This window comes from Kitasatospora sp. YST-16, assembly GCF_026802215.1.
Taxonomy (GTDB): Bacteria; Actinomycetota; Actinomycetes; order Streptomycetales; family Streptomycetaceae; genus Kitasatospora; species Kitasatospora cineracea.
In genome coordinates this window covers 5512761-5528131 of the sequence record NZ_CP113837.1, presented here as the reverse complement: position 1 = coordinate 5528131, position 15371 = coordinate 5512761, and the positions used below count along the sequence as shown (strand labels likewise).

The 15371-nt window shown below is 75.2% G+C and carries 13 protein-coding genes and 1 pseudogene; 4 read left to right on the top strand and 10 right to left on the bottom strand.

What is annotated here, in order from left to right; translation table 11 throughout:
- Nucleotides 1-79: 79 nt before the first annotated feature.
- The 3 genes from der to OU787_RS25065 form a co-directional block, all read right to left on the bottom strand.
- Nucleotides 80-1534 (bottom strand): ribosome biogenesis GTPase Der, encoded by a 1455-nt coding sequence (der, locus tag OU787_RS25075; RefSeq protein ID WP_030464613.1) that lies wholly within the window; start codon nt 1532-1534, stop codon nt 80-82.
- A 118-nt stretch (nt 1535-1652) separates the two neighbouring features.
- Nucleotides 1653-2372 carry a (d)CMP kinase gene (gene cmk, locus OU787_RS25070; RefSeq protein ID WP_030464614.1) on the bottom strand — a complete coding sequence of 240 codons (720 nt, stop codon included), beginning with the start codon at nt 2370-2372 and terminating at the stop codon, nt 1653-1655.
- Between the two features lie 224 nt (nt 2373-2596).
- Nucleotides 2597-3685 (bottom strand): prephenate dehydrogenase, encoded by a 1089-nt coding sequence (locus tag OU787_RS25065; protein WP_030461786.1) that lies wholly within the window; start codon nt 3683-3685, stop codon nt 2597-2599.
- On the opposite strand from OU787_RS25065, the pseudogene OU787_RS25060 reads away from it, so the two are divergent.
- The 4 genes and pseudogenes from OU787_RS25060 to OU787_RS25045 form a co-directional block, all read left to right on the top strand.
- Nucleotides 3602-4663, top strand: a pseudogene (locus OU787_RS25060) (DUF4139 domain-containing protein); the annotation flags it as partial. The gene OU787_RS25065 and the pseudogene OU787_RS25060 overlap by 84 nt on opposite strands.
- An 80-nt stretch (nt 4664-4743) precedes the next feature.
- Nucleotides 4744-5949 carry a DUF4139 domain-containing protein gene (locus OU787_RS25055; RefSeq protein ID WP_268661920.1) on the top strand — a complete coding sequence of 402 codons (1206 nt, stop codon included), beginning with the start codon at nt 4744-4746 and terminating at the stop codon, nt 5947-5949.
- A gap of 14 nt (nt 5950-5963) precedes the next feature.
- Complete coding sequence (locus OU787_RS25050; protein ID WP_268661919.1) at nt 5964-7541, top strand: DUF4139 domain-containing protein; 1578 nt, start codon at nt 5964-5966, stop codon at nt 7539-7541.
- Nucleotides 7542-7590: 49 nt separating this feature from the next.
- On the top strand, nt 7591-7953 hold the full coding sequence (locus OU787_RS25045) for a DUF952 domain-containing protein (protein ID WP_030461783.1): 363 nt from the start codon (nt 7591-7593) through the stop codon (nt 7951-7953).
- Nucleotides 7954-8011: 58 nt separating this feature from the next.
- Here OU787_RS25045 and OU787_RS25040 read toward each other — a convergent pair whose 3' ends face one another.
- The 7 genes from OU787_RS25040 to ald all read right to left on the bottom strand — a co-directional run bounded on the left by OU787_RS25040 (nt 8012) and on the right by ald (nt 15289).
- A complete protein-coding gene (locus tag OU787_RS25040) occupies nt 8012-8989 on the bottom strand; it encodes a helix-turn-helix domain-containing protein (RefSeq protein ID WP_030461782.1) in 978 nt (325 codons plus the stop codon).
- A gap of 241 nt (nt 8990-9230) precedes the next feature.
- Nucleotides 9231-10511 (bottom strand): pseudouridine synthase, encoded by a 1281-nt coding sequence (locus tag OU787_RS25035; protein WP_268660592.1) that lies wholly within the window; start codon nt 10509-10511, stop codon nt 9231-9233.
- A complete protein-coding gene (gene scpB, locus OU787_RS25030; RefSeq protein ID WP_232795059.1) occupies nt 10511-11107 on the bottom strand; it encodes an SMC-Scp complex subunit ScpB in 597 nt (198 codons plus the stop codon). The genes OU787_RS25035 and scpB overlap by 1 nt, the downstream gene beginning before the upstream one ends.
- A gap of 182 nt (nt 11108-11289) precedes the next feature.
- Nucleotides 11290-12093, bottom strand: a complete 804-nt coding sequence (locus tag OU787_RS25025) for a segregation and condensation protein A (RefSeq protein ID WP_442788548.1) — start codon at nt 12091-12093, stop codon at nt 11290-11292.
- Between the two features lie 68 nt (nt 12094-12161).
- Complete coding sequence (locus tag OU787_RS25020; RefSeq protein ID WP_268660591.1) at nt 12162-12620, bottom strand: hypothetical protein; 459 nt, start codon at nt 12618-12620, stop codon at nt 12162-12164.
- A 41-nt stretch (nt 12621-12661) separates the two neighbouring features.
- Nucleotides 12662-13723, bottom strand: a complete 1062-nt coding sequence (locus tag OU787_RS25015; RefSeq protein WP_030461777.1) for a ParA family protein — start codon at nt 13721-13723, stop codon at nt 12662-12664.
- Between the two features lie 450 nt (nt 13724-14173).
- Nucleotides 14174-15289 carry an alanine dehydrogenase gene (gene ald / locus OU787_RS25010; RefSeq protein ID WP_268660590.1) on the bottom strand — a complete coding sequence of 372 codons (1116 nt, stop codon included), beginning with the start codon at nt 15287-15289 and terminating at the stop codon, nt 14174-14176.
- Nucleotides 15290-15371: the final 82 nt, after the last annotated feature.

The window sequence follows — 15371 nt, the reverse complement described above, 5'->3', positions numbered from 1 at the left end:
CCGCCGCCGCACACACGGCGCACACACGGGGAGAGGGCCCGCGGACGACTCGTCCGCGGGCCCTCTCGCCCGTTCCCGCCTACTTCTTCCGGTTGCGCTTCTCGCGGACCCGGACCGAGATCGAGATCGGGGTGCCCTCGAAGCCGAACTCCTCGCGCAGCCGGCGCTCGACGAACCGGCGGTAGCCCGCCTCCAGGAAGCCGGACGCGAACAGCACGAACCGCGGCGGGCGGGTGCCCGCCTGGGTGCCGAACAGGATGCGCGGCTGCTTGCCGCCGCGGATCGGGTGCGGGTGCGCGGCGACCAGCTCGCCGAGGAAGGCGTTCAGCCGGGCGGTCGGGATGCGGGTCTCCCAGCCGGCCAGCGCGGTCTCGATCGCCGGGACGAGCTTCTCCATGTGCCGACCGGTCTTCGCCGAGACGTTCACCCGGGGCGCCCACTGCACCTGCACCAGGTCGCGCTCGATCTCGCGCTCCAGGTAGAAGCGGCGCTCCTCGTCCAGCTGGTCCCACTTGTTGTAGGCGATGACCACGGCGCGCCCGGCCTCGACGGCCATCGAGATGATCCGGGTGTCCTGCTCGGCGAGGGTCTCGCTGGCGTCGACCAGGACGACCGCGACCTCGGCCTTGTCCAGCGCGGCGGAGGTGCGCAGCGAGGCGTAGAAGTCGGCGCCGGAGGTCAGGTGGACCCGGCGGCGGATGCCCGCGGTGTCGATGAACTTCCAGGTCTTGCCGCCGAGTTCGATCAGCTCGTCGACCGGGTCGCGGGTGGTGCCGGCCAGCTCGTTGACCACCACCCGGTCCTCGCCCGCGACCTTGTTCAGCAGGCTGGACTTGCCGACGTTGGGCCGGCCGATCAGCGCGACCCGGCGCGGGCCGCCGGGGGCCAGGCCGTCGCCGAACAGCTGCGGCGGGGCCTCGGGCAGCACCTTCAGCACGGCGTCCAGCAGGTCGCCGGAGCCGCGGCCGTGCAGCGCGGAGACGGGGTACGGCTCGCCCAGGCCGAGCGACCACAGGTAGGCGGCCTCGGCCTCGGCGGACGGGCCGTCCACCTTGTTGGCGCACAGCACCACGGGCTTGCCGGCCCGGCGGATCAGCTTGACCAGGGCGTCGTCGGTGTCGGTGGCGCCGACGGTGGCGTCCACCACGAACAGCACCGCGTCGGCCTGCTCGATGCCCAGCTCGGCCTGCGCGGCGACCATCGCGTCGATGCCGAGGACGTCGATCTCCCAGCCGCCGGTGTCCAGCACCTTGAACCGGCGCCCGGCCCACATCGCCTCGTAGCTGACCCGGTCGCGGGTCACGCCGGGGCGGTCCTCGACGACCGCCTCGCGGCGGCCGATGATCCGGTTGACCAGGGTCGACTTGCCGACGTTCGGGCGGCCGACGATCGCCAGCACCGGCAGCGGGCCGTGGCCGTCCAGGTCGGCGTCGACCTCGTCGGCGTCGAAGCCCTCCTCGGCGGCGAGCGCCATGAACTCGGCGTACTCGGCGTCGCCCAGCTCGCCGTGGTGGGCGGTGGTGTCGTTGCTCATGTTCCGTTTTCCGTTTCCCGGCCCGGCCCTTCCCAGGGGCGTGCCGTGCGTACCTGCCAGGCGGCAGCGCGAACCGCGCGGATCTCGCGCGGTCGGATGATCGTTGCTGTCTTCGGTCCTACTGGGCGGCGGTCAGGCCGGCCTTCCGCTCGACCAGCGCGGTGATCGTGTCGATCACCTGGTCGAGGGTGAGTTCGCTGGTGTCCACCAGGACCGCGTCGGCGGCCTGGGTCAGCGGGGCGGTCTCCCGCGAGGAGTCCGCGGCGTCCCGGCGGGCCAGGTCGGCGGCCATCGCGGTGATGGTCGCCTCGTCCACGCCCTTCGCCCGCAGCTCCGCGGCCCGGCGCTCGGACCGGGCCCGCTCGGACGCGGTCAGGAACACCTTCACGGTGGCGTCCGGGAACACCACGGAGCCCATGTCGCGGCCCTCGGCGACGATCCCGCGCTCGGCGTGCGCGGCGCAGCCGCGCTGCAGCTCCACCAGCCGGGCCCGCACCGCCGGAACGGCCGACACGGCGCTCACCTTGGCGGTCACCTCGGGCCCGCGGATCGGCCCGGACACGTCCTGCCCGTCCACCGTTATGGTCGGCCCCGCGGCGTCCGTCCCGGAGACGATCACCGGCTTGCCGCAGGCGATCGCCACCGCCTCCGCGTCCTCGACGTCCACCTCGTTGGCGAGCATCCACCAGGTCATCGCCCGGTACATCGCACCGGTGTCCAGGAAGCTCAGCCCCAGCCGCGCGGCGACCGCCCGCGACACGGTCGACTTCCCCGACCCCGAGGGCCCGTCAATGGCGACGACGACCGGGCCGCTCGACGCTCGGTCGACACTGTCCACGGGGCGAACCTCTCTCTCACGACACCAGCACTCACCCCCAAGGTTAATGGACACCCACCCACCCCCGCCCCGCCCACCCTCCGCCACCACCCCCACACCGACAGCAACCCCCACCCCGCCCAACCGTGCCCCGTCCCTGCCCTCCTCGGGCTTCGCGCAGCGGGCAACGGCTCCGCGCAGCGCGGGCCCTCCCGCCCCGCACCGTCGCTCTCCCTCTCCTCCCCCTACTGCTCCCGCACCCCCCAGCCCCGCTCGCGCAGCCCCGCCACCAGTGCCCGCACCGACGTCGGCGCGACCGCCAGCTGCACGTGGCCGACCTGCTGTCCCGTCGAGTGCTCGATCGTCACGTCCTCGATGTTCACGCCGAGCGCGCCGACCTCGCCGAAGAGGCGGCCGAGTTCGCCGGGCTGGTCGCCGAGGACGACGGTGACGGTCTCGTAGCGGGTGGGCGGCGCGCCGTGCTTGCCGGGGATGCGGGCCTGGCCGGTGTTGCCGCGGCGCATGACGGCCTCGATGCCGGCCGCGCCGGCCCGCCGCTGGCCCTCGTCGGCGGCCTGCAGGGCCCGCAGCGCGGTGACGGTGTCGGCGAGGTCGGCGGCGAGGTCGTCGAGGACGTCGGCGACGACGCCCGCGTTGGCGGAGAGGATGTCGATCCACATCGCGGGGTTGGAGGCGGCGATCCGGGTGACGTCGCGCACGCCCTGCCCGGAGAGCCGGACGGCGGTCTCCTCGGCGTGCTCCAGCCGGGCGGCGACCAGCGAGGAGAGCAGTTGCGGGGCGTGCGAGACGAGGGCGACGGCCCGGTCGTGGTCGGCGGCGTCCATGACGATCGGCATGGCCCCGCAGAGGGCGACGAGTTCGAGTGCGGCGTTGAGCGTCTCGGTGTCGGTGTCGGCGGTGGGCGTGAGCACCCACGGGCGGCCCTCGAACAGGTCGGCGGTGGCGGCGAGCGGCCCGGAGCGTTCGCGGCCGGCCATCGGGTGCGAGCCGATGTAGCGGGCGGTGTCGAGCCCGAGCGCGGTGATCTCGCCGCGCGGCCCGGCCTTGACGCTGGCGACGTCGGTGTAACAGCGGGCCAGGCCGCGCCGCTGGCAGTCCGCGAGGACCTTGCCGACCAGCGCCGGCGGGACGGCGATGACCGCCAGGTCGACGGGGCCGTCGGCGGGCTCGGTGGTGCCCGCGCCGAGCGAGGCGGCCGTGCGGGCGGCGTCCTGGTCGGCGTCCTCGAGGTGGACGCTTATCCCCCGGCGGGTGAGGGCGAGCGCGGCGGAGGTGCCGATCAGTCCGGTGCCGATGACGGCGGCTGTGCGCATGGCGGCTTCTCGTCTCCCGGGTGCGGCGTGCAGCGGTGTGCAGCGGCGTGCAACTGTCCCCCCATCCTCCCGCACGCCCGGACGCCCCCGCATACCGCCCCGCCCGGGCCGTCCGGCCGACGCGCAGCGGAAATCCGGGTGCGGCGACGGGGGTTGGGTGCAGACTGGGCGCCCGGGTCCGGGGTGCGGGCCGGCAGCGAAGGGGGCCAGGTGGCGGGGCAACGGGCGGTGTGGGAGTCCGGGTTGGAGTCGGTGGTGGTGCACGCGGTGGGCGCGGTGTGCCGGCGCCGGGCCGCGGGCGTACTGCCGGCGGACGGCCGGGTGCGGGTGTCGGGGCTGCCGCTGTTGGCGGCGGCGGGGTCGCTGCGGGTGCGGGTGCTGTCGGGCGAGGGGCGGGTCGCCGAGGCCCGGCTGGGCTATCCGGCCCGGGTCCGCGACGAGGACGAACTCCCGTCCTGGGAGCAGGAGTTGAAGAACCTGCGGGCCCGGTTCGAGCTGCTGGAGGAGCGCTGCCGCCGGCTGGACGAGCGGATCGCGGAGGTCGCGGCGCTGCGCCCGGTGCCGCCGCAGCGCCGCCGGGACGAGGGGCACCGGCGGGCCCCGGCGGACGCGGTGCTGGCGCTGGCCGAGTTCGTGGACGCCCGGCTGGAGGTGCTGCAGGAGCGGGCGGTGGAGCTGGCCCAGCAGGCCCGGCTGGCCGAGCACGCCTACCAGGTGGCGGCCGCCCGGGCGGACGCCCGTTCCACGGCCGAACGGGCGGGCGGGGTCGAGGCGGGGGCGTGCGCGGAGCTGACGGTGCGCGGCGCGGGCCCGGTGGAGCTGGAGGTGGAGTACACCGTGCCGGGCGCGGTGTGGGTGCCGACGTACCAGCTGGCGCACCGCCGGGGCGAGCGGACGGCGCGGCTGGTGCTGCGGGCGTCGGTGGCGCAGCGGACGGGCGAGGACTGGTCGGGGGTGCGGCTGGCGCTGTCGACGGCGGGCCTGCTGCGGGCGGGGGCGCTGCCGGAGCTGGCGTCGCTGCGGATCGGCCGCCGGCAGGCGGCGCCCGCGCCGTCGGGGTGGCGCGCGCAACCGGAGGGCCTGGACGGGCTGTTCGACGGCTGGCAGGACGCGCAGCGGTCGAAACCGGAGCCGCCGGAGCCGCCGGTGGCGGTGTCCGCGGCGATGGGCGCGGCGATGGGCGGCGGCGGCCCGGTGCCCCCGCCGCAGCCGTCGCCGCGGCGGGCCGGACGGCCGGGCGGCGCGCCAGGGTTCGCACCTGGCGGCGCGCCGGGGTTCGCGCCGGCCGGGCCGCCGATGCGGCTGGCCCCGATGGCGATGCCGGTCGCGGCGGCCGCTCCCCGCCGCCCCCGACCGGTGAGCGGTCCCGCGGCCTGGCCTACGGCGGGGCGGCGCCCGCCCCGCAGGCCGACCCCGCGCCCGCGGCCCCGGCCGAGCCGCGGCCGTCCGCCGACCAGCTCGGACTACCCGGCGATGGTGCTGGCGGGCCCGGCGGAGGAGTCGTACCGGCGCGGCCGGCTGTTCCCGGAGCCGCCGCGGCTGCGCGGCGGCGGGAGCGCACTGCGCGCGGCGGAGGCGGTGGGCGGCTGCCGCTGCCCCGGTTCGGGGCGCCGCCGCGCGAGTCGGCGGGCTCGTTCGACCACCGCTTCGACGCGCAGGCCCCGGCGGACGTCCCGTCGGACGGGGTGTGGCACACCGTGGCGGTGGCGGAGCTGCCGGTGGGGGTGCGGACCGCCTACGTGACGGTGCCGTCGGTGGAGGAGGCGGTGTACGCGGTGCTGGAGCTGTCGAACGCGACGGCGCACGCGCTGCTGGCCGGCCCGGTGGAGGTGTCGGTGGACGGCGACTTCCTGCTGACGGCGGCGCTGCCGACGCTGGCGCCGGGCGGGGTGCGGGAGTTGGGCCTGGGCCGGGCCGAGGAGCTGCGGGTGGCCCGGCACGCCGAGGTGCGGGAGTCGACGTCGGGGGTGCTGAACTCGACGACGGTGCTGGAGCACGGCGTGCGGATCGAGCTGGTGAACCGGCTGCCGCACGAGGCGTCGGTGGAGGTCCGCGAGCGGGTGCCGGTGCCGGGCGATCCGGAGGTGCGGGTCGAGGAGCGGCCGGGCTGGTCGCCGCCGGAGCAGCCGTCCGAGGCGGTGCCCTCCTCGGCCCGGATCCGCCGGGTGGTGGTGCCGCCGGGTGGTTCGGTGGAGCTGACGGGCGGTTATGCGATCCGTATTCCGGCCGGCAAGGCCGTGGTCGGCGGGAACCGGAGGAGTTGAACGTGCCGGAGGAGTTGAACGTGGACGAGGAGACGATCGCCCTTCCGGTGACCGCCGCGACCTGTCTGGAGGACCGGGCGCAGCTGGAGCGGACGGCGGAGCTGGAGCTGGCGCCGGGCGTGCACCGGCTGCGGCTGGGCCCGGTGACGGCGCTGGCGGCGGACCGCTCGCTGCACGCCCGGCTGCTGGACCGGGACGGCGCGCCGACCGGCGCGGCCAAGGTGCTGGACGTGCGGCTGGTGCGGTCCTGGCAGCCGCCGGTGCCGCTGCCGCCGGGGCCGGACGACTCGGCGCTGCGCCGCCGGGTGCACGACCTGGAGCGCGAGCACCTGGCCGAGTCGCGCCGCCAGGAGCGGCTGCAGGCCCGGCTGGCGCTGCTCGGGCAGCTGGCCGCGGACCTGCTGCGGGAGATCGGCGAGGGCGCGGGCCACGGCGAGCTGGAGCAGGCCCGCTGGTCGCGCGAGCTGGACCGGGTGGACGCCGAGCGGGAGTCGTACGGCGAGCAGCTGCGCGGCTCGCGGGTGCGCTCGGTGGAGCTGGCGGCGGAGCTGGCCCGGGCCGAGGAGGCGCTGGACCTGGCGGAGCGGGAGCCGGCCGAGCTGCTGGCGTTCGTGGAGCTGTCGGTGGAGTGCGCCGAGTCGGGCCGGTTCCTGGCCCGGGTGGGGCACCTGACGGCGTGTGCGCTGTGGCGTCCGGCGTACCGGGCCGAGCTGGTGGGCGGCACGCTGCGGCTGGAGAGCGACGCGGTGGTGTGGCAGCGCACCGGCGAGGATTGGTCGGACGTGCGGCTGACGCTGTCGACGGCGCGTTCGGCGTCGGCGGGCGAGCCGCCGGCGCTGGTCGAGGACCGGCTGGTGCTGCGGGAGCGCTCGGCGCAGGAGAAGAAGACCGTCGAGGTGGAGCTGCGCGAGCAGGCGGTCTCCGACGCGGGCCCGCTGGAGCCGGGCCTGCCGGGCCTGGACGACGGCGGCGAGGTGCGGGTGCTGCGGGTGGACGGCCCGGTGTCGGTGCCCTCGGACGGGCGGGCGCACCGGGTGCCGGTGAGCGTGTTCGAGGCGGCGGCGCACAGCGAGTTCGCGGCGGCGCCGGAGCTGTCGGAGGCGGTCACCGAGGTGGTGTCGTTCCGCAACGCGGCGGGGCACCCGCTGCTGGCCGGCCCGGTGGACCTGGTGCGCGGCTCGGGCTACACCGGCCGGGGCGCCCTGGAGTTCACCGCGCCGGGCGCGCCGGTGCGCCTGGCGTTCGGTTCCTCGGACGGGCTGCGGGTGGTCCGGGAGGCCGACGAGCGCCGGGAGGGCGCGGGTCTGGGCGGCCAGCGCACCCTGGTGACCCGCACCGTGCGCCTGCACCTGTCGCGCTTCTCCGGCCCGGACGAGCACACCGAGCGGGTGGTGGTGCTGCGCGAGCGGATCCCGGTCTCCGAGGTGTCCGCGGTGCAGGTGCGGCTGCGCAAGGAGCACTGCTCGCCGCCGCCGGACGAGCTGGACGCCGAGGGCATCGCCCGCTGGGAGGTCCCGCTGCCGCCGGGCGGGCGGCGCACGGTGACGCTGGTGTACGAGATCGCGGCGACGGCGAAGGTGGCGGGCCTGTGAGCCGCGCCCTTGGCCCGGCGGCCCGGCCCGGGAGGGGTAGAAAAGACTCATGATCTACCACCTCGCCCCGCTGGACGACTGGCTGCGCGACCCGGGCCGGCCGTACACCGCCGCGTCGCTGCTGACCGAGGGCTTCCTGCACTGCTCGCCGGACGAGCCCACCGCGCTGGCGGTGGCCAACGCGTTCTTCCGGGACGCCCCGGAGCCGCTGATGGCCCTGCTGATCGAGGAGAAGCTGGTCGAGCCGATGGTGAAGTGGGAGGCGGCGGCCGGCGGGCCGCCGCCGGGCGCCGCCGAGGGGGTGCTGTTCCCGCACATCTACGGCCGGCTGAACCGGACGGCCGTGCTCGGCCTGGAGAAGCTGGAGCGCGGCCCGGACGGCCGCTGGGCGGCCCTGCGGCCCTGGAGCTGACCCCGCCCCGGCCCGGTGGGCCCGGCCGGGCGGACGGCGGCCCGCCGGGGCCGGTCCGTCAGAGCCAGCCGCGCTCCCGGGCCGCCATGCCCGCCTGGAAGCGGGTGGTGGCGCCGAGTTCCCGCATCAGGCCCTGCAGGCGGCGCTGGGTGGTGCGGGCGCTCCAGCCCAGCGAGCGGGCGATCGACTCGTCGGTGAGGCCGGCCGCCAGCAGGCCCAGCAGCTTGAGGTGGTCGGCCTCCGGCCCGGGCCCCTCGCCGTCGCCGAGCACGGTCTGCAGCGGCACGGCGCGCTCCCACTCGGCCTCGAACAGCGCGTCCAGGGCCTGCAGCAGCGCGGACGGGTGGATGACGTACGCGGCGTCCAGCACGCTGTCGCCGACGCTGATCGGGATGATCGCCATCTTGTCGTCGGCCATCATCATCTTCATCGGCAGCACCGGCCGGACCCGGGCCTCCTCGCCGTCCTCGACGCCGGTGAGGATCTCCTGCTCCAGCCGTCCGGGCCAGGCGATCGCCTCCTTGTCGAAGACGGTGCGGATCCGCACCCCGGACTTGAGCTTGGCCCGCTGCCGGGGCTGCTCGACCGTCGGGTCCTGCACGTACGGCGGGCAGTCGAAGCCGCGTATCTGGTACTGGCTGGACTCGATCAGGTGCTCCAGGCGCTGGGCGATCGCCTCGCCGCCGGTGAGCACCTCCACCGAGTGCGCCGGGTCGGTGTACCGGGAGGCTTCGCGGAAGGCGTCCATCAGCCGGTGCATCTCGGCGCGGGCGGAGCGCAGTTCGGCCTCGCGGTGGCCGATCAGGGTGCCGATGGCGACGTCGGGGGCGACCGACAGGTAGCGCTCCCGGTCGACCGGGGCGCGGGTGGCCATGCCCTGCTCGGCGAGCCGGTCCAGGGCGGCCCGGCACTGCTCCAGGGTCAGGCCGCAGTGCTCCGCCAACTCCTCGGCGGTGGACTGCGGCGCGACGACCAGCGCGGCGTACACCTGGCCGTCGGGGCGGCCGAGGCCCAGCACGGTGAATGCGTCCAGCATGGTGGTGGTTCCTTCCCCCGCCGCCCAGTGGCCTGACGCGGTGGCGCACTTCCGCCACGCGCCGGGGCGAACTTCGGTGGCAATCTTCTGCCACCGGGCGGAACGATAGCAAGGCCGTGCGGTGCGCCTCACATGTCAAGGCGCGTCGGGGCCCGGCGGGGCCCGCCCTCCGCACGGCCGTCCGGGCACGCGTCGGAGCCCGTCCGCGGCGGTGCGGCGGACGGGCTCCGGTGGGCGGCTGCTACAGGCCGACCTCGTGCATCAGGGTGCCGACCTCGGGGTTGGTCAGGCGGCGCAGCCAGCCGGACTTCTGGTCGCCCAGCGAGATCGGGCCGAACGCGGTGCGCACCAGCTTGTCGACCGGGAAGCCGACCTCGGCCAGCAGGCGGCGCACGATGTGCTTGCGGCCCTCGTGCAGGGTCACCTCGACCAGGTAGTTCTTGCCGAGGTTGGAGATCACCTTGAAGCTGTCGGCGCGGGCCCAGCCGTCCTCCAGCTCGACGCCCTTGGCGAGGGTCTTGCCGAGGTCGCGCGGCAGCGGGCCCTGGATCGCGGCCAGGTAGGTCTTGGTGACGCCGTACTTGGGGTGGGTGAGGCGGTGGGCCAGCTCGCCGTGGTTGGTGAGCAGGATGATGCCCTCGGTCTCGGTGTCCAGGCGGCCGACGTGGAACAGCCGGGTCTCCCGGTTGGTCACGTAGTCGCCCAGGCACTGCCGGCCCTCGGGGTCCTCCATGGTGGAGACCACGCCGGCCGGCTTGTTGAGCGCGAAGAACAGGTAGGACTGGGTGGCGACGGTCAGGCCGTCCACCTTGATCTCGTCCTTCACCGGGTCGACCCGGCGGCCCTGCTCCAGCACGGTCTCGCCGTTGACGTCGACCCGGCCCTGCGCGATCAGCTCCTCGCAGGCCCGGCGGCTGCCCATGCCGGCCCGCGCCAGCACCTTCTGCAGGCGCTCGCCGTCCTCGCCGACCTCCTTGCCGGGGCCCTCGTGCCGGGCCAGCACCCGGTCCTCGATCCGGCCCTGCAGCTCCCGGGAGCGCTGCGGCTGGCGCCGCGGGTCGCCGGGCGCGCCCTGCCCCTCCCGCCGCGGCCGGGGCGCCGCCCCGGGCTTGCGGGAGTCGAACGCCCCGCGCCCGGGCGTCGCGTTCGGCCCGCCGCCGTACTCGGGCCGGTCGTACCGGCGCTCCTCCGGACGCGGCTGCCGCCGCTCCTCGCGCCGCTCGCCCCCGCGCCCGTACGAGCCCGAGCCGGAGCCCGACCCGCCGCGGCCCTGGCCGCCGCCGTACGAGGAGCCGGAGCCCGAGCCCCCGCGCCCGCCGCCGTACGAGCCGCTGCCGCCGCCGTACGAGCCCGAGCCGCCGCGCGAGGACTGCCCGCCGCGGCCACCGCCGCTGCCGCCGCCGTAGGACGACGATCCGCCCCGGCCCCCGCCCTGCTGGCCGCCTCGGCCGCCGCCCTGCCCGCCCCGGCCCTGCCCGCCGCCGCTGTTCCTGCCGTTGCCACCGTTGCCACTGCTACGCATCAAAATGTCCGTACGTCGATATCCGTCTGGTCGGCCTGGTTCGGCCTCGGCCCTTCCTGTGCGGCGGCGACCGCCTGCGCGATCATCGTGCCCTCCAGGGACTCCGCTTCCACGTCGTCGACCTCGGGCAGGAAGGGCGCGAGCTCCGGCAGCTCGTCCAGGCCGCGCAGCCCCATCCGTTCCAGGAAGTAGTTCGTCGTCCGATACAGGATCGCTCCGGTCTCGGGCTCGGTGCCGGCTTCTTCGACCAGTCCTCGCTGTACCAGGGTACGCATCACGCCGTCGCAGTTCACACCACGGACCGCGGAAACCCTCCCGCGCGACACCGGTTGCCGGTACGCGACCACCGCCAGCGTCTCCAGCGCGGCCTGGGTGAGCCGGGCCTGCTGGCCGTCCAGCACGAACCGCTCGACCGCCCCGGCGCACTCCGCGCGGCTGTAGAACCGCCAGCCGCCGGCCACCTGCCGGAGCTCGAAGCCGCGCCCCTGCGCCGTGTACTCGGCCGCCAACTCCCGCAGCACCGCGGCCACTTGCTCCCGCGGCGCGTCCAGCACCCCGGCCAGCCTGCCCTCCGCGACCGGCTCGTCGGCGACCATCAGCACCGCCTCCAGCCCCGCCCGCAGCGGCACCCCGCCGGGCTCCGGCTCCGGCGCGTCCGGCAGCGCCAGGACGCGCTCCACCGGCTCGACGCGCACCCCGTCCGGGTACGCCGACTCCTGCCACTCCCCGGGCCGGGGCGCACCCGGCAGCCCCAGGGACCGGCGCGCGGGCCGCTCCGTCATGCCGTACCGCCTTCCTGGCCGCCGCCCGCCGGGCGGTCGAACTCGTCGGTCACCTCGACCCGCTGCCCGGAGGCGGCCACCCAGCGCACCACCAGCTCCTCCAGGGCCCGCGGCTGCTCGAAGTCCACCGCCCGCTCCCGGTACAGCTCCAGCAGCGCCAGGAACCGGGCCACCACCACCAGCGTGCTCTCGGCGTCCGCCGCCAACCGCCCGAAGGTCGCCTCGCCGAGCTCGCCCAGCCGCCGCGCCACCAGCGCGGCCTGCTCGCGCACGCTGACCGGCGGCACGTGGATGTGGTCCACGTACACGGCCGGCCGCGGCCTGGGCGCGAACGCCTTCGCGGCCAGCTGCGCGAACCGCTCCGGGCCGACCGCCAGCACCACCTCGGGCAGCAGCTGCGCGTACCGGGGCTCCAGCGCGACCGTCCGCGCCCGGCGCAGCGCCTCACCGTCCCAGCGCTCGGCGAACAGCGCCGCGACCCTCTTGTACGCCCGGTACTGCAGCAGCCGCGCGAACAGCAGGTCGCGCGCCTCCAGCAGCGCCAGGTCCTCCTCGTCCTCGACCTCGGCGACCGGCAGCAGCCGGGCCGCCTTCAGGTCCAGCAGGGTCGCCGCGACCACCAGGAACTCGGTCGCCGCGTCCAGGTCCCACTCCGGCCCCATCGCCCTGATGTGCGCGACGAACTCGTCGGTGACCTTCGACAGCGCCACCTCGGTGACGTCCAGCTTGTGCTTGGCGATCAGTCCGAGCAGCAGGTCGAACGGCCCCTCGAAGTTCTCCAACCGGACCTGGAACGCCATGACGCCACATTCTGGCAGACCCGCCGGCGGAAACCCCGGCACCGGCCGGGGGCGCCCCGCGGCGGCCCTCAGCGCCCGCGCAGCCGCCGCACCAGGATCGACGCCTCGCCGCGCTGCTCCAGGTCCGCCAGGACCACCGCGACGGCCTCCCGGACGACCCGTCCGCGGTCCACCGCCAGGCCGTGCTCGCCGCGCAGCACCAGCCGGGCGTGCTCCAGGTCCATCAGTTCCTCGGCGGACACGTACACGGTGATCTTCTCGTCGTGCCGTTCCCGCCCGGAGGGCCGCCGGGCCCGTCCGCGTCCGCGCACCGTGGCCGGGGCCGCCCGCCGGGCCTCTGCGGGGTCCTCCGCGCGCCCCGCAGGGGCCGCCGGGGCGGCTTCCGGTCTGGCGGCCGGCACCTCGGGGGTGCGCGGCGCGGGAGCGGCGCCCTCGCCGCTCCCGGGGGGTTCCTGGCCCGCCGGGGCGGTGCCGTTCGCGGGGGCGGTGCCGGAGCCGTTGCGCGCGAGCGAGGGCGACAGGGCCATTCCGCCGGTTGCCCGGAACAGTTCGTCGGCCCCCGGGAGGCTCACTCGGCGGGGCGGCACCGGTCGAGCACCTCCCTGGCGAGCTGGCGGTAGGCGGCCGCGCCGACCGAGTTGGTGGCGTAGGTGGTGATCGGCTCGCCCGCCACGGTGGTCTCCGGGAACCTGACGGTCCGTCCGATGACGGTGTGGAAGACGTGCTCGCCGAACGCCTCGACGACCCGGGCCAGCACCTCGCGCGAGTGCACGGTGCGCGAGTCGTACATGGTGGCCAGGATGCCGTCCAGCCGCAGGTCGGGGTTGAGCCGCTCGCAGACCTTCTCGATGGTCTCGGTGAGCAGCGCGACGCCGCGCAGCGCGAAGAACTCGCACTCCAGCGGGACGATCACGCTGTGCGCGGCGGTCAGCGCGTTGACCGTCAGCAGGCCCAGCGAGGGCTGGCAGTCGATGATCACGTAGTCGTAGTCGGGCAGCAGCGGCTTGAGCGCGCGGGCCAGCGCCGACTCCCGGGCGACCTCGCTGACCAGCTGCACCTCGGCGGCCGACAGGTCGATGTTGGACGGCAGCAGGTCCATGCCGGGGATGGCGGTCTTCAGCAGCACCTCGTCGGCCGTCAGGCCCCGCTCCATGAGCAGGTTGTAGACGGTGACGTCGAGCTCCATCGGGTTGACGCCGAGGCCGACCGAGAGCGCGCCCTGCGGGTCGAAGTCCACCAGCAGCACCCGGCGGCCGTACTCGGCGAGCGCCGCGCCCAGGTTGATGGTGGAGGTGGTCTTGCCGACGCCGCCCTTCTGGTTGCACATCGCGATGATCTGCGCGGGGCCGTGCTCGGCGAGCGGCGCGGGGATCGGGAAGTACGGCAGCGGGCGGCCGGTCGGGCCGACCCGCTCGCGGCGCTGGCGGGCCGCGTCGGGGGCCAGGGTGGCGGCGTACTCGGGGTCGGGCTCGTACTCGGCGTCCGGGTCGTCGTAGGGCCCGTAGCCGAGCTCGCTGTAGGCCAGGCCGTACGCCGCGAAGTCGGCGTCGTAGTCGGTGGCGGCCGTCGCCGCGCTCTGGCGGGCCTCGAAGGTGCGGACCGCGACCGAGCCGACCTCCTGCGCGCCCACCGTGGCCTGCCGGGCTTCCTCGTTCGGCTGCCCGGCGGAGAGCTCCGCCAGTCCTGGCTGACCACCCCCGGGAGCAAATGTCGACTCATTCACAAGTCGTCTTACCTCCTTGGACGTCCAGGACTCTATGTCGATTCGTCAGCGTGGCAGCATGCCAACGGTTTGCGACTCTAGGCCGTTTCGGGCATTCGCAGCAACACAATCCACGGTAGTGGGCCGTGTGTGTCGGCCGTTCACCCACCCCGTGTCAAGACACGACCCTAACGTTTCCGCGCAGGCACCGGGCCGTGAGGGCCCGTCAGGTGTCCTTGTCGACAGAGCGGGTGACAAACCGCACCGCAATTGACCGCCGGTGGTCACCGCCGGTCCGCCCGCCGGCCCGCGCGGGCATGCCGAAGCCCCCGGCGCGAAGGGGAAGGACGGCCGGGGGCGACAGCGGGTGAGGGGGCGTCAGGCGAGCACGCTCTCCAGGGAGACCGACTCCAGGCCGAACGCCTCGGCGACGGCCGGGAAGGTGATCTGGCCCTCGTGCACGTTCAGGCCCTTGGCGAGCGCGGCGTCCCGGCGCAGCGCCTCCTTCCAGCCGCGGTTGGCCAGCTCGACCACGTACGGCAGGGTCGCGTTGGTGAGCGCGTAGGTGGAGGTGTTGGGGACGGCGCCCGGCATGTTGGCCACGCAGTAGAAGACCGAGTTGTGGACCTGGAAGGTCGGCTCGGCGTGCGTGGTGGGGTGCGAGTCCTCGAAGCAGCCGCCCTGGTCGATGGCGATGTCCACGAGCACCGAGCCCGGCTTCATCTTGGCGACCAGCTCGTTGGTGACCAGCTTGGGGGCCTTGGCGCCCGGGATCAGCACCGCGCCGATCACCAGGTCGGCCTCGACGACGGCCTTCTCCAGCTCGAAGGAGTTGGAGACGATCGCCTTGACCTTGGTGCCGAAGACCTTGTCGGCCTCGCGCAGCTTGTTGATGTCGCGGTCCAGCAGGGTCACGTCGTAGCCCATGCCGATGGCGATGGTGGCCGCGTGCCAGCCGGAGACGCCGCCGCCGATGACGACCGCCTTCGCCGGGTGGGTGCCGGGCACGCCGCCGGGCAGCACGCCGCGGCCGCCGGCCGGGCGCATCAGGTGGTAGGAGCCGACCTGCGGGGCCAGCCGGCCCGCGACCTCGGACATCGGGGCGAGCAGCGGCAGCCCGCCGCCCGGCAGCTGCACCGTCTCGTAGGCGATCGCGGTGGTGCCGGAGGCGACCAGCGCGTCGGTGCCGGCCCGGTCGGCGGCCAGGTGCAGGTAGGTGAAGAGGGTCTGGCCCTTGCGCAGCCGGTGGTACTCGGAGGCGATGGGCTCCTTCACCTTGAGGATCATGTCGGCCGCGGCCCACACCTCGTCGGCGGTGGGGAGGATGGTCGCACCGGCGGCCACGTACTCCTCGTTCGGGATCGAGGAGCCGACACCGGCGTTGTCCTCGATGACGACCTCGTGTCCGTTGCGGACCAGCTCATGCACACCGGCAGGCGTGATGGCCACGCGGTACTCGTGGTTCTTGACCTCGCGGGGGATGCCGACCTTCACGGCTAACACGTCCTCTTGCCATGGGGGATACCGGCCGGGGAAGACCGGCAGGCGACGCACAAGAAGGCACAACGGACAGGCC

What these genes read in the sequence shown, in the direction of transcription:
- OU787_RS25045 (WP_030461783.1), top strand. Translation starts at nt 7,591, where the DNA reads ATGATCTACCACCTCGCCCCGCTGGACGACTGGCTGCGCGACCCGGGC.
- OU787_RS25065 (WP_030461786.1), bottom strand. Translation starts at nt 3,685, where the DNA reads ATGCGCACAGCCGCCGTCATCGGCACCGGACTGATCGGCACCTCCGCC.
- OU787_RS25040 (WP_030461782.1), bottom strand. Translation starts at nt 8,989, where the DNA reads ATGCTGGACGCATTCACCGTGCTGGGCCTCGGCCGCCCCGACGGCCAG.
- OU787_RS25035 (WP_268660592.1), bottom strand. Translation starts at nt 10,511, where the DNA reads ATGCGTAGCAGTGGCAACGGTGGCAACGGCAGGAACAGCGGCGGCGGG.
- OU787_RS25025 (WP_442788548.1), bottom strand. Translation starts at nt 12,093, where the DNA reads ATGGCGTTCCAGGTCCGGTTGGAGAACTTCGAGGGGCCGTTCGACCTG.
- der (WP_030464613.1), bottom strand. Translation starts at nt 1,534, where the DNA reads ATGAGCAACGACACCACCGCCCACCACGGCGAGCTGGGCGACGCCGAG.
- OU787_RS25020 (WP_268660591.1), bottom strand. Translation starts at nt 12,620, where the DNA reads ATGGCCCTGTCGCCCTCGCTCGCGCGCAACGGCTCCGGCACCGCCCCC.
- scpB (WP_232795059.1), bottom strand. Translation starts at nt 11,107, where the DNA reads ATGGTCGCCGACGAGCCGGTCGCGGAGGGCAGGCTGGCCGGGGTGCTG.